Here is a 14129-nt window from a genome sequence, read left to right on the forward strand (position 1 = left end):
AAGCACAGCATAGCCGATCAGCGGGGTGGTCCCGCGACGCGCGGCGCCCCGCCCGCGTCGGCCGCGGCTGGCGTCCCGACCCCCGGCCCCGGCCGTGACCCCGGGCTCCGGCCCCGGCCCCGGGCTCCGGCCCCGGGCCCCGGCGCGGAGGTCAGGGCAGGATCTCGACGTACCCGTCGGTCCCGTGCACGCGGATCCGCTGCCCGTCCCGGATCAGCCGGGTGGCCCGGTCCACGCCCACGACGGCCGGCAGGCCGTACTCCCGGGCGATCACCGCACCATGGGTCATCAGCCCGCCCACCTCCGTGACCAGGCCGGCGATCCCGACGAACAGCGGGGACCAGCTGGGGTCCGTGAAGGTGGTGACCAGGATGTCGCCCGCTTCGAGGTCGGCCTGCGCCATGTCGAGGATGACGCGGGCCCGCCCCTCGACGGTCCCCGCGGAGACCGGCAGCCCGGTCAGGGCGCCGGCCGGCACGTCCTCGCGCCGGTAGGCCCCGGTGAGGGCCTCACCGTCCGAGGTGAGCACCCGGGGCGGGGTGAGGGCGTGGTACGACCGGAACGCCTCCTCGCGCTCCCGGATGAGCCGGGCGTCCACCCGCTGCGTGCGCACGGCCTCGTGGAACTCCTGGAAGGTGAGGTGGAAGGCGTCCTCCTCCGCGGCGAGCACGCCGGCCGCAACCAGGCGCCGGGCCTCCTCCAGGAGGGCCTGCTTGTAGAGGAAGTAGCGGCTGATGATGCCGTACTTGGGGTACTCCCGGTACCCGATGAAGGTCCTGACCCGGTCGATCATCCGCTTGGTCTCGTCGGCTTTGCGGTCCCCGTCCGGCAGCGCCCGCAGACGCTCCAGGACGTCCCGCTCCTTCGCCTCCGCCTTTCGCCGCCCCTCCTCGAAGCGCCGCGCGGCGGCGCCCGGCTCGAAGATCCTGACGTTGTCGAGGATCACGGGCACGAGAGTGCCGGGGCGCTCGCGCCAGCGAGGCCGCGTGATGTCGATCTCGCCGACGCAGCGCATCCCGTACCGGTCGAGATAGGCCTCCAGGGCGTCGCGGGCCTCGGCTCCGCCGGGGAGCTTCGCGAGGTCGTCCAGGAAGTCCCCCTCCCCGACGCCCTGCAGGAACGCCACCACCTCCGGGTGCGGGCGGACCACGTCCGCGACGTCCAGCAGCGCCAGTCCCATCTCCGACGTGATGTTGTCGGGGGCGGACAGCGTCAGCGTGTCCGCCGCGTTCTTCTCGCCGAGCCACTCCTGCAGGGTGTCGTTGAGCCACCAGGTGGCCTCCATCCCCGCCATGACCGCCTGCATGCTCAGCGGATCGCCGAGAACGCGCTTGTGCTCCTCGAAGGCCTCCAGCAGGAAGTCGAACAGCGCCGGACCGCTCTTCGTCCGGATCTCACGCTCCAGGGCGGCGACGGACGCCCGGCTCCGCTCGATCAGTCCGGTGACGAGGGCCGGATCGGTGGCGACCGGTGCGGGCGCACCGCCGGGCGGCGGTCCGCCGGGAGCCGGGTCGGGAACCGTCGGGACGAAGTCCTCGCGGCTGAGGACCGTCTCCAGCGCATCCCTGACCAGCGGGTCCTGCTTCCCCAGGGCGTCCAGCAGCCCGGCCCGGCTCGCGGGCGAGGCCAGCCGTGGGGTGACGTCGACGAACAGCCTCCCGCCGGCCTCGTGCATCGCCACCATGGCCGTCAGCTGCCACATGGAGAACCCCAGGGACCGCATGGGGTCGGTCATCATCTGCCCGTGGCCGACGGACACGTAGACGCGGCTCTCGTCGTCGGCGGCCGCGGGGACGGGGAACAGCGTGGTGACGGGCCGGCTCTGGACGATCTCGAAGCCGTCGTCGACCAGGCACCACTCGATGTCCTGCGGGCGGCCGAAGTGCGCCTCGATCCGCCGCCCCAGCCGCACCAGCCGCACGGCCTGCTCGTCCGTCAGCGCCGGCTGCCCCTGCTGCCCGGCCTCGACCGCCACGTCCCGGGTGCCGCCCCCGGGCACGGCGCGGACGGCACGCTCCTTGACCGCGACGGTCCGGGCGACGACGCGGCCGTCGCGCACCGTGAAGACGTCCGGGTTCACCAGGCCGGAGACCAGGGCCTCGCCGAGGCCGAGGCCGGCGTCCACGGTCGCGACCTTCCGGTTGCCCGTGACGGGGTCGGCCGTGAACAGGACCCCGGCCGCGTGCGGGACCGCCATCCGCTGCACGACCACGGCCATCCGCACCGTGCGGTGGTCGATGCCGGCCCGCTGGCGGTAGGCCACCGCCCGCTCGGTGAACAGCGAGGCCCAGCAGCGGCCGATGTGCCGCAGGACCTCCGCCGGCCCGATGACGTTCAGGTACGTGTCCTGCTGGCCCGCGAAGGAGGCCGTCGGCAGGTCCTCCGCCGTCGCGCTGGACCGGACCGCGTAGGCGCAGTGCGCGCCGAACCGGCCCAGGGCGGCGGTGACCTCCGCCGCCACGTCGTCCGGGACGGCGATCCCCTCGACGGTCCGGCGGACCTGCGCGCTGAGCGCGCGGACCGCCTCCCGGTCGTCCGGGTCCACCTGCGCCAGCCGGTCCAGCTCCTCGCCGGCCGACGGCGACTGCGCCATGATCCGCCCAAACGCCTCCGTCGTCACGCAGAAGCCGTCCGGCACGCGGACGCCCTCGATCCGCGACAGCCCGCCCAGCTGGGCGCCCTTCCCGCCGACCAGGGCGACCTGCGTCTCGTCCACCTCGCGGAGGTCCCGTACGTACGTCCCGGTCACTGCGACACCTCCGCGGCGGCCGATCGGGTCACCGGCGTCCCCGCCCCCGGCCGGAAGGCACCGCGTGCCCCGTACGTCGACAACAGCACATGCACGTCGCGCCCCGTTTCTGCAGGTTGTGGCTCAGGCCGACGATTCTGCGCCGTCACGGGGGGCTTGTGGCAAGCCCCCCGGTGCGCTATACGTTGAGAGTGGCAAGGAGAGGCGTCTCTCCTTGCCTTCGTCGTTTCCCGCCCCTAGGGGCTCAGGAGCACCGCGGACTCGCCGGGGACGTGCAGCCGGCCGTCCTGACCCGGGTGGTGCACGGGCTCCCAGGAAGCCAGCACGCGGACCCCGTTGCGACCCAGCGCGATCGTCGCCGGCTCCGGGGCGAAGTTCACCACCACCCGTACGTCGCCCCGGCGGAAGGTCAGCCAGCGCCGCTCCTCGTCGTAGGCCACCCGGACCGCCGCGAGGTCCGGGTCGCGCAGGTCCGGGTGGGAGCGGCGCAGGGCCACGAGAGTGCGGTACCAGGCCAGCAGCCGTGCGTGGCCGGGCTGTTGCGGTTCCCCCCAGTCCAGGCAGGAGCGGTCCCGGGTGGCGGGGTCCTGCGGGTCCGGGACCTCCTCCGCCTTCCACCCGTGCTCCGCGAACTCCCGGCGGCGGCCGGTGCGCACCGCTTCCGCCAGCTCCGGGTCCTGGTGGTCGGTGAAGTACTGCCAGGGCGTGCCCGCGCCCCACTCCTCGCCCATGAACAGCATCGGCACGAACGGGCCGCTCAGCGCCACCGCCGCCGCGCAGGCCAGCAGGCCGGGGGAGAGGGAGGCGGCGAGCCGGTCGCCCAGCGCCCGGTTGCCGATCTGGTCGTGGGTCTGGGTGTAGCCGAGGAAGCGGTGCGCCGGGGTCCGCCGGCGGTCGACCGGTCGGCCGTGGGTGAGGCCGCGGAAGGAGGACCAGGTCCCGTCGTGGAAGAACACCCGGGTCATGGTCTTGGTGAGGGCGGCCAGCGGAGCCTGCGCGAAGTCCGCGTAGTACGCCTGGGATTCACCGGTCAGCACGCAGTGCAGGGCATGGTGGAAGTCGTCGTTCCACTGGGCGTGCAGGCCCAGGCCGCCGGCGGCCCGCGGGGTGGTGGTGCGGGGGTCGCACCGGTCGGACTCCGCGATCAGGAACAGCGGACGGCCGGTCTCGACCGCCAGTTCGTCGACGGCCGCGGCCAGTTCCTCCAGGAAGGAGAGCGCCCGCCCGTCGACGAGTGCGTGCACGGCGTCCAGGCGCAGGCCGTCGATCCGGTAGTCCCGCAGCCAGGCCAGGGCGCTCCCCAGGAAGTAGGCGCGCACCTCGTCGGAGCCGGGCGCGTCCAGATTGACCGCGGCGCCCCACGGGGTGTGGTGGGTCTCGGTGAAGTACGGGCCGAAGGCGGGCAGGTGGTTGCCGGAGGGGCCGAGGTGGTTGTGGACCACGTCCAGCACCACCCCGAGACCCGCGGCGTGCGCGGCCTCCACGAACCGGGCGAGGCCGGCCGGGCCGCCGTACGGCTCGTGCACCGCCCACGGCGCCACCCCGTCGTACCCCCAGCCGCTGCGGCCGGGGAAGGGGCAGACCGGCATCAGCTCCACGTGCGTGACGCCCAGGGAGACCAGGTGCCCCAGACGGCCGGCCGCGGCGTCGAAGGTGCCTTCGGGGGTGAAGGTGCCGACGTGCAGCTCGTACAGCACGGCGTCCTGCAGCGGCGTACGCGGCCCGGGCGTCGGATCCTCGAACAGCGCCGCCGTGTCGACCACGGCGGACGGCCCGTCGGGCCCGGTCGGCAGCCGCCGCCCCCGCGGATCGGGACGGACCACGCCGCCCGCGCTCGAACCGCCGTCCAGCAGGAACCCGTAGTGGCTCCCGTCGCGGGCCGGGGCCTCCACGACCCACCAGCCGTCCCGGTCCGGATCGCGCGCCATCTCGTACGTCCCGTCGTCCAGTCGCATGGCGACCTGACCTGTCAGCGGTGCCCACACCTCGAACTGCACGGACGGTCCCCTCGTCTCCCGCGGTGTCCAGCATGCGTATCCTGCCCATCATTGCGGGCGCGGCGGGGGAGTTCCGGACACTCCGGCCCCGACGGGCCGACCATCACCCGGGGACGTCGAGTCCCTGCGACCGCCTCGGCGCCACCGCCCGCCCCACGCTCCGCTACGGGCTGCCCGTGGACCCCGCGCTGTCCTGACCGGGCCGTACGCCGGCGGCCGGCCGGCCCGCGCCGCCGTACCGGGGGTCCACGAGGCGCTCGTAGGCGGCCAGCACGGTCCGGGACTGGTGCTCCACCTGGGTGACCACCGGGACCCAGCGCGCCTGGAACCGGGCCGTGAACTCCTCGCACCAGCCGGTGACGAGCCGGTCGAGGCCCGGCGCCGCCGGGTGGCGGCGGGTGCGCAGCACCCGCAGCAGCATCGCGGCGGCGCGCAGCGACAGCCGGCGCCCGAAGGCGTCGATGCCCGCGATGTACGCCGCCGTGGCCTCCGCGGGCGCCCCGTCCCCGGCCCACTCCGCGGCGATCTGCGGGATCAGGGCCAGGGTCCAGTCCACCGCGCGGAGCAGCGGGGCGGTGTCCGGCTCCGGGTACGGGGGCCGGCCGGCGGCCTCGGTCAGTGCCCGCACCGCGGCCACCAGCGCGGCGTCCTCGGTGAGCCGCCCGGCCAGCACGCGCAGGGCGCCGCGCGGATCGGGATGCGGGGCCGGATCGTCCACCAGGTCGGAGGCCCACATCGGGACTTCGACGATGGCGGTGGTGCCTGCGTACCGGTGGGCGTGGTACCAGGTGCTGAGCCGGGTGTCCTCCGGGTGGAAGGCCCCGGCGGCGCCGCTCCCGGGGTCCGGGATCACGTAGATCCCCGGCCCGGGGGAGGGCCAGCCTGCGGCGTCCGAGGCACCCGTCTCCACGGGGATGCTCAGCTCGGCGGCCGATTCGGCGAACGGCTCCGCGAGGCCCGGTATGTCCCGGGTCAGCTGGACCCAGGACCCGCCGAGATCCGTCGCGTGCAGCGAGACCTGCAGGACGGGCCGCAGCTCGTCGATGAGGGCGGTCAGGGCGAGGGTCTCCGGCGGCAGCCGGTCCGCCGGCAGTAACGAGGGCGCCCACTCGGGCTGTTCGGGCCCGGGCGGCCGGAAGAAGTTGCGGTGGTAGTCGAGCAGCGAGTCCGGGAGCGGCGTGCGGTGCAGGGCCGCGCCGTCCGGGTCGGCGCACAGCAGGAAGTGCCAGCCGCAGCCGGCCCGGGGCGCCGGGTCGTGGACGAGGCGGCGGGCCAGGGACAGCGCCGTCGCACCGCCCACGGGCTCGTTCGCGTGGGCCCCGGCGACGACCAGGACGTTGCGCGCGGGCCCCGGCGGGAGGGGCCCCGCCGTCCCGTCGGAGGAGCGGGCGTCCGGCCCCTCCGACGGGGCGACGGACAGCACCCAGAGCGGCCGCCCGGACCGGGAGCTGCCGGCCCGGCGCAGGAGCACCTGGCCGGGATGTTCTTCCGCCAGCGCGCGGCCGGCCAGGGCCAGTTCACCGGGGGTGGGGTAGGACGTGTCGCGGAGGAGAGTCACAAGGGATGCCATGCCCGCCGCACGCTGCCCCTACTGCTCCGCACACACCACAGTTCGGGCACGTCGTGCCGGGCCGCGCCGGCGGGTCCGGCGCCCCGCCGCACGATCGACGGACGTGCGGCGGGCGGCTGCCGGGGTCGGCGTCGTCCTCGCCCCGGCGCCCCCGGCCCGTGGCGCCGTCGGCGAGGACGGTGCGCCGCGGCCCCCGGACCGCCGTGGCACCGGCCCCCCGGGGGTCTTTTCCCGGGTCGCGTCGACCGGTGCCGCGACGGCCTCTGCGCGGCTATGCGTCCGGGAGGCCGCCTCCGTCCGCTCGGCGCAGGCGGCCCGCGTTCCCGCCACTGTCTCCGTCCCCGTCGGCGTCCGGGTCCCCGGCGCGGACGAGCACGGCCACCGGCAGCACATCGAGCAACGCGGCCAGCCGGACCTCCCCCTCGTACGGGCCCCCGGCCGCCCCGCCGGCCCACGCCAGCGGGGTCCACCGCCCCGGCGGCAGCGGCAGGACGGTGTCCCGCCAGCCGCCCGCCCCGGCCAGCCGGTGCGAGAGCCGGGTGGCCACCGCGACCAGCCCGGCCGGGCGGGCGAAGGCCAGGCAGTGGCCGGCGGCCGCGCCCCGGGCCGCCAGGGGCGCGTACCCGGTGAACAGCCCGGGCCGGCTCCGGCGCAGCCGCAGCAGGGCCGCGGTCAGGGCCAGCTTCTCCTCGGCCGGGCCGGCGGGCGCGCCCCCCGCGTCCAGCCGGGCCAGCGCCCGGCGCGGGAACTCCACCGGACGGCGGTTGTCGGGGTCGACCAGGGCCCGGTACTCCGTCTCCGCGCCCTGGTACACCTCCGGGACCCCGGGCATCGCCAGGTGCAGCAGGGCCATGCCCAGCAGGTTGGCGCGCGCCGCCTGCGCCGGGCCGGGCGGCAGGTCCGCCGCGGGCGGGACGTATCCGGTGACCGCCGCCTCGTAGGCCTCGTCAGGATCGGTCCAACTGGTGTGCAGCGCGGCCTCGCGGGCCGCCTTGAGCAGGGCGTCGGCCAGCCGGGGCGCGGCCTGCGGGACCGGGCCCAGCCCGAGGGCGCTCTGCCGGGCCACCCAGGCCAGCTGGGGGTCCGCGGGGGCGGCGCCGTCCGGTCCGGTCCCGTCCGGCAGTTCCTCGCCTCCGGGCGGGTCCATCAGCTCCGGCGCCTGGGACAGGACGGAGATCCGGGCCCGGACGTCCGCGCTGCGCTTGGTGTCGTGCGTCGAGAGCACCGTCCCGGAGCCGGGCCAGTCCTCTTCGAGCGCGGCGCAGTAGGCGTGGAACTCCGCGACCGCCACTGCCGGCCGGCCCGGTTCCCCGCCCACCTCGGTGGCGGAGAGCAGCGGGGCGTGGCGGTAGAAGGCGCGGTCCTCCAGGGACTTCGCGCGCAGGGCCGCCGAGGTCTGCGCGAAGCGGGCGGCGAACGCCGCGTCCGACAGCAGCAGTTCGCGTACGGCCGCCACCGCGGCGGGCCCGCAGACCGCGGAGGCCCGCTCCACGGCCTGCGGCGCGGGCTCCGGAGCCTCGGGGTAGGGCCGGTAGACGGGGTAGGCGACGAGCAACTCCGTAATGGCCGGCTTCAGTTCACTTCCGGCGCGGCGCTCCAGCGCGGCCAGTTCGGCGGCCAGGTCGCCGGTGAGCACTTCGCGGGCCGCGGCCTCGGCGGTGGCCTCCCAGTCGGGGAGCCCGGTCCTGCGGGCATAGGAGCGGGCCAGTTCGGCCGCGCCGTCCGGGTCGGTGAACACCCCGTCCACCCGGCGCAGGGCGTCGTAGCCGGTGGTGCCCGCCACCGGCCAGCCGGACGGCAGCCGTTCCTCGTGGCCGAGGATCTTCTCCACCACCACCCAGCAGTCCTCGCCCGCCGCCGCGCGCAGCCGGCGCAGGTACCGGCCGGGGTCCGCCAGGCCGTCGACGTGGTCGATCCGCAGCCCCTGCGCGATCCCGTCGCGGACCAGTTCCAGCACCTTGGCATGGGTGGCCGTGAACACCTCCGGATCCTCCACCCGGACCCCGATCAGGTCGGAAATGGTGAAGAAGCGGCGGTAGTTGAGGGAGGTGCGGGCCTCCCGCCACCAGGCCGGGCGGTACCACTGCGCGGCCAGCAGCTCGGAGGGCTCCAGGGCGGCCGTGCCCTCCCGCAGCGGGAACTCCTGTTCCCCGTAGCGCAGGACGTCCCCGTCGGCCTTCAGCTCGCAGGAGTCCGCCGGGCCGGCCAGCACGGGCAGCAGCACCTGGCCGCCGCCCGCCTCCCAGTCGATGTCGAACCAGCGGGCGTAGGGGGAGTCCGGTCCGTGGCGCAGCACGTCCCACAGCGGCCGGTTCAGCCGCAGCGGGGTCGGGACCGCCATGTGGTTGGGCACGATGTCCAGGACGAGGCCGAGCCCGTGGGCCCGGGCGGTGCGGGACAGCTCGCGCAGGCCCGTCTCGCCGCCGAGCTCGGCCCGCACCCGGGCGTGGTCGGTGACGTCGTAGCCGTGCGTCGAGCCGGGGACCGCCTCCAGGACGGGGGAGAGGTGGAGGTGGGACACGCCGAGGGAGGCCAGGTACGGGACGGCCTCGCCGGCCTGCGCGAAGGTGAATCCGGGGCCGAGCTGGAGACGGTAGGTCGACGCCGGAGCGACAGATTTCGGAACATCAGATTCCGATTGCTTGCGTGACAGCGGCTGGCTCATGAGAACGTACGTACCCAGCCTGCCGGATTCCGTGCCATTACCCAATGCATCCGGGTGACTGCACCGGGTTAACGTGCCTCAAGTGGTTGGAACCGTCAACACCTATCGAAGTGTCATCGCCCTGACCGGGCCCCTACTCCCCCTCGTCTCGTTCCTCGCCCGACTGCCCGTGGCCATGTCGCAGTTCGGGAGCGTCCTCCTGGTCGCCCAGACCAGCGGCTCCCTGGCCACCGCCGGCATCGTCGGCGGCGTCCTCTCCGCCGGCCAGGTGGTCTTCGGACCCGTCCTCGGCCGGCTCTCCGACCGGCACGGCCAGCGGCCCGTGGTGCTGGCCGCCGCCGCCGTGAACGCCCTCGCGACGGCCGCGCTCGTCGCGGGAGCCCTCGGCGGCCTCGCCCCCGTCCCGCTCGCCGCGATCGGCGCCGTCACCGGCGCCTCCGTGCCGCTGATCGGCCCGCTCGCCCGGACCCGCTCCGTGGCCCTGGCGCACCGCGCCGGAGCCGACGAGAGGGTGGTCGGCGCCGTGCACTCGCTCGAAGGCACCCTGGACGAGGTCTCGTTCGTCCTCGGCCCCGCCCTCGTCGGGCTCGCCGCGCTCGCCGCGCACCCGGCCGTGGCCCTCGGCGGGGCCGCCGCGCTCGTCGCCGTCTTCGCGAGCGCCTACGCCCTGCACCCGACCGCCGAGGTCACGGCCGGGACCCCGGCGCAGGGGCGCGCCAAGGCGGGCCGCCCCGCCGGGGCGGGCCGTGTCCGCCAGCCCGGGGTGGTCCACGCCGTCCGGGGTTCCCTCGCCCTGCAGGGCGCCATGTTCGGTGCCTGCCAGGCCGGGATCGCCGCGCTCACCGCGCAGTTGGGCGTCCCCGGCCAGGCCGGGATCGTGTACGCGGCCATGGGCGTGGTCAGCGCCGCCGTAGGCCTCGCCCTCGGGGCGCTGCCCGCCCGCTTCGGGCTGCGGCTGCGCTGGCGGGCGGCCACCGCCGCTGCGCTGGTGCTGTCGGTGCCGCTGCTGTTCACCGGGAGCCTGTGGCCGCTGTACGCGGTCGTCACCGTCCTCGGGGCCGCCTACGCCCCGCACCTGATCACCGCCTTCGCCCTCACCGAGCGGGCCGTGGAGCCCGCCCGGCTCGCCGAGTCGATGGCCTTCGCCGCCAGCTCCCTGGTCGCCGGCCAGGCGGTGGCCCTCGCCGCCGCCGGACGCCTCGCCGAGTGGTACGGGCCCTCCGGGGCCTTCGCAGTGGCGGTCGGAGCCGCCGCGCTGGCCCTGGCCCTCGCCCTGGCCACCCGGGTGCCCGCGGCCCGCACCCACGCCGCGGGGCTCCTCCCCGCACAGCGGACGCAGTCCCCCGCCGTGGACCCGGTGGGCGGCCCCACCGCCTACGCCGGCCGCTGAAGCACCACCAGGCACCGTCCCGTCACCGCCACCCGGTCCCCGGCCGCGAACTGCGGCCCGGTGCCGGGTGGCAGCACGTCCGTCCGCGCGGTGTCCACGATCAGCCGCCACTGGGCCCCGTGCCCCGCCGGGATGGTGAACTCCTGGCCCTCCGGCGCCGCGTTGAACATCAGCAGGAAGGAGTCGTCGGTGATCCGCTCACCCCGGGTCCCCGGCTCCGAGATCGCCTCGCCGTTCAGGAACACGGTCAGCGCCCGGGCGTGCTGCGCCTGCCAGTCGCGGGCCCGCATCTCCTCGCCGTGCGGAGTGAACCAGGCGATGTCGGAGAGCTCGTCGTGGGTGCCCTCCACCGGACGGCCGTGGAAGAAGCGGCGCCGCCGGAACACCGGGTGGTCCCGGCGCAGCCACACCATCTGGCGGGTGAACTCCAGCAGCGAGGGCGCTGGTTTGCCCGGCTCCGGCCAGTTCACCCACGACAGTTCGTTGTCCTGGCAGTAGGCGTTGTTGTTGCCGCCCTGGGACCGCGCGAACTCGTCGCCGTGGCTGAGCATCGGCACGCCCTGCGACAGCATCAGCGTCGCCGTGAAGTTGCGCATCTGGCGTTCGCGCAGCTCCAGGATCTCCGGCTCCTGCGTCGGCCCCTCGGCCCCGCAGTTCCAGGACCGGTTGTGGGTCTCGCCGTCCCGGTTGCCCTCCCGGTTGGCCTCGTTGTGCTTCTCGTTGTACGAGACGAGGTCGTGCAGGGTGAAACCGTCGTGGCAGGTGGTGAAGTTGATGGAGGCCAGCGGCCGCCGGCCGTCGTCCTGGTAGAGGTCCGAGGACCCGGTCAGCCGTCCCGCGAACTCCGCGAGCGTGCGCGGCTGCCCCCGCCACAGGTCCCGTACGGTGTCCCGGTACTTGCCGTTCCACTCGGTCCACAGCGGCGGGAAGTTGCCCACCTGGTAGCCGCCCTCGCCCAGGTCCCACGGCTCGGCGATCAGCTTCACCTGGCTGACCACCGGGTCCTGCTGCACCAGGTCGAAGAACGAGGACAGCCGGTCCACCTCGTGGAATTGGCGGGCCAGCGTCGCCGCCAGATCGAAGCGGAAGCCGTCCACGTGCATCTCGGTGACCCAGTACCGCAGCGAGTCCATGATCAGCTGGAGCACGTGCGGGGAGCGCATCAGCAGGGAGTTGCCGGTGCCGGTGGTGTCGGTGTAGTGCCGCATGTTGTCCGACAGCCGGTAGTACGAAGCGTTGTCCAGCCCGCGGAAGGACAGCGTCGGACCCAGGTGGTTGCCCTCGGCCGTGTGGTTGTACACCACGTCCAGGATCACCTCGATCCCCGCCTCGTGCAGTGCCCGGACCGCCGACTTGAACTCCAGCACCTGCTGGCCGCGGTCGCCCGAGGCGTAGCCGTTGTGCGGGGCGAAGAAGCCGATGGTGTTGTAGCCCCAGTAGTTGCTCAGGCCGTCGTTGGCGAGCCGGTGGTCGTGCACGAACTGGTGCACCGGCATCAGCTCCAGCGCCGTCACGCCCAGCTTGGTGAGGTGCCCGATGACCGCCGGGTGGGCGAGCGCCCCGTACGTGCCGCGCAGCTCCTCCGGGAGGTCCGGGTGCCGCATGGTCAGGCCCTTCACATGGGCCTCGTAGAGCACGGTGTGGTGGTACTCGTGCCGCGGCGGCCGGTCGTTGGCCCAGTCGAAGTACGGGTTCACCACGACCGAGCTCATCGTGTGCGGGGCCGAGTCCAGGTCGTTGCGGGAGTCGGGCCGGCCGAAGTGGTAGCCGTACACCGCCTCGCTCCAGTCGACGTTGCCGCTGATGGCCCGCGCGTACGGGTCCAGCAGCAGCTTCGCCGGATTGCAGCGCTGACCGCGCTCGGGCTCGTAGGGCCCGTGGACCCGGAACCCGTACCGCTGGCCCGGCATGATGCCGGGCAGGTACGCGTGCCGGACGAAGGCGTCCGTCTCGCGCAGCTCGACGGCCGTCTCCGAGCCGTCGTCGTGCAGGAGGCACAGCTCGATGCGCCGGGCGGCCTCCGAGTAGACCGCGAAATTGGTGCCCGCGCCGTCGTAAGTGGCGCCGAGCGGATACGCCTGTCCAGGCCAGACCTGCATGGCAACGACTCTTCCCTTGGTGTCGGAGGATGTCCCGGCGGACCCGGCGTACCACGTCACTGGCAGATCTTCCCCGAAAGAGGGTCCCCACGCGTGGACTTGCAATGCTCCTGCCGGGTGACCCGGAGACCTGATAGGCGGGTCAGCGGACTGTCGGCGCATCGGATAATGGGTCAACGGACAGCCGGTGTACGAGCCATCGGGCTGCACCGGGCCGCACGCGCGGAGTACCCTTCCGTGATCACTGGAGACGGGCGTCCAGACGCAGAAGGCGGTGCACGGGTGAGCTCGGGAGGTCTGGAGCTGCCCCCTGGTGACCACGGTCACGAGGGCGGCCCGGCGGACGCCCCAGGAGGTGCTTCGGGGGCGGTGCCGGCCGGGGCGGTCTCCCTGGCGGGCGGCCCGGAGCCGGCGGGGGGCGCCGAGGGCGCACGGACCGGGGCCGAGCTGGACTGGGGCGCGGACGCCTGGAGCGAGGTCCGCACCCGGGCGCAGCGGGCGGGCCGGGCCTACATCTGGCTCAACCTGATCGAACAGCGGCTGCGGTCGGTGGTGGGCGCGGTGCTGCGCCCGGTCTACGAGCCGGTGCACGGCGGGGACGACTGGGTGGTCGCCGCCGCCGGGCCGGCCGGGCAGGAGTGGGTGCAGCGGGCGGTGGCCGTGCGCGAGGTCAGCCGGCGCAAGGGCTACCTGCTGGACTCGGCCGACGACAACGTGCTCAGCTTCCTGACGCTCCCCCAGCTGCGGGAGCTGATGGTCCAGCACTGGCCCTGCTTCGAACCGTACTTCGACGACCGGCGCGAGATCGAGCAGGCCCTCGACGAGCTGGAGGTCACCCGCAACGTCGTGTCCCGCAACCGGGCGCTGTCCCGCGCGGTCCTGGAGCAGGCGGAACGGGCCTCGGCGCGGCTGCTGGGCGTCCTGGGCGGGGGAGCGGGCAGCCCGTCGGCGGACCGGCTGCCCATCGACGCCGTCGAGGACCTGGTGGGCGACCGGTACGCGGACGTCGTCTCGGTCCACCCGGACCGCGTACGGCTCCAGCGGCAGCTCCCGGCCGAGGACCTCTTCGGCGGCGCGCGACGCCTCGACGCCATCGGCATAGGCCTGAACCTGCTGGTGCAGAACTTCTCGGGCCGAAGACTCGTCCGGCTCTCCGAGGCCGGATGCCGGGTCCGGCTGCTGTTCCTGAACCCGGCGAGCAGCGCGGTGAAACGGCGCGAGCGGGAGCTGGGGCTGCGCAAGGGTGAGCTGAGCCGCTCGGTCGAGATGAACATCCTGCACGTGCGCCGAGTCCGGGCGGGGCTGCGGGACCCCTCGCGCTTCGACATCCACGTCTTCGACGAGACCCCGCGCTTCACCGCCTACCTGGTGGAGGGGCAGTCCTCGGGCATCGCGGTGGTGCAGTCGTACCTGCGCCGGGCCCGGGGCATGGAGGCCCCGGTGCTGGTCCTGCGCGGTGGGGGGCGGGGCGTGCCGAAGGACGCCGACCACGGGCTGTTCACGACCTACCGCGAGGAGTTCGAATCGGTCTGGGAGGACTCCCGGCCGGTCTCCTGAACCGCCTCCGCGGGTCGTGCGAGGGGGGCGTCGTCCGGCATGTCAGTGGCCCGTGGCAGGCTGAAACCCGTTGACCGGCAGGTACGGGGGGAAGGGCGCGGC

General features: G+C 74.6%; 7 protein-coding genes. 2 read left to right on the forward strand and 5 right to left on the reverse strand.

The window, feature by feature from the left end; genetic code table 11:
- Positions 1–151: 151 nt before the first annotated feature.
- The 4 genes from rph to treY all read right to left on the reverse strand — a co-directional run bounded on the left by rph (position 152) and on the right by treY (position 8981).
- A complete protein-coding gene (gene rph, locus ACLJTM_RS31165) occupies positions 152–2749 on the reverse strand; it encodes a rifamycin-inactivating phosphotransferase (RefSeq protein WP_411107125.1) in 2598 nt (865 codons plus the stop codon).
- Between the two features lie 236 nt (positions 2750–2985).
- Positions 2986–4746 (reverse strand): malto-oligosyltrehalose trehalohydrolase, encoded by a 1761-nt coding sequence (gene treZ / locus ACLJTM_RS31170; RefSeq protein ID WP_411107126.1) that lies wholly within the window; start codon positions 4744–4746, stop codon positions 2986–2988.
- Positions 4747–4909: 163 nt separating this feature from the next.
- Complete coding sequence (locus ACLJTM_RS31175) at positions 4910–6304, reverse strand: M14 family zinc carboxypeptidase (protein WP_411107221.1); 1395 nt, start codon at positions 6302–6304, stop codon at positions 4910–4912.
- Between the two features lie 283 nt (positions 6305–6587).
- Complete coding sequence (gene treY / locus ACLJTM_RS31180) at positions 6588–8981, reverse strand: malto-oligosyltrehalose synthase (protein ID WP_411107127.1); 2394 nt, start codon at positions 8979–8981, stop codon at positions 6588–6590.
- Positions 8982–9063: 82 nt separating this feature from the next.
- Here treY and ACLJTM_RS31185 point away from each other — a divergent pair, with 82 nt between their 5' ends.
- Entirely contained in the window at positions 9064–10371 is a 1308-nt protein-coding gene (locus ACLJTM_RS31185) for an MFS transporter (RefSeq protein WP_411107128.1), read from the forward strand.
- Here the strand turns inward: ACLJTM_RS31185 and glgX are convergent.
- Positions 10356–12470 (reverse strand): glycogen debranching protein GlgX, encoded by a 2115-nt coding sequence (glgX, locus tag ACLJTM_RS31190; protein ID WP_411107129.1) that lies wholly within the window; start codon positions 12468–12470, stop codon positions 10356–10358. The two genes, ACLJTM_RS31185 and glgX, sit on opposite strands and share 16 nt — an antisense overlap.
- A 282-nt stretch (positions 12471–12752) precedes the next feature.
- On the opposite strand from glgX, the gene ACLJTM_RS31195 reads away from it, so the two are divergent.
- The gene (locus tag ACLJTM_RS31195) at positions 12753–14027 is read left to right on the forward strand and encodes an SAV2148 family HEPN domain-containing protein (RefSeq protein ID WP_411107130.1); all 1275 of its coding nucleotides are present in this window, start codon (positions 12753–12755) and stop codon (positions 14025–14027) included.
- Positions 14028–14129: the final 102 nt, after the last annotated feature.

The sequence above is a fragment of the Streptomyces sp. cmx-4-9 genome, assembly GCF_046548835.1.
GTDB lineage: Bacteria > Actinomycetota > Actinomycetes > Streptomycetales > Streptomycetaceae > Streptomyces.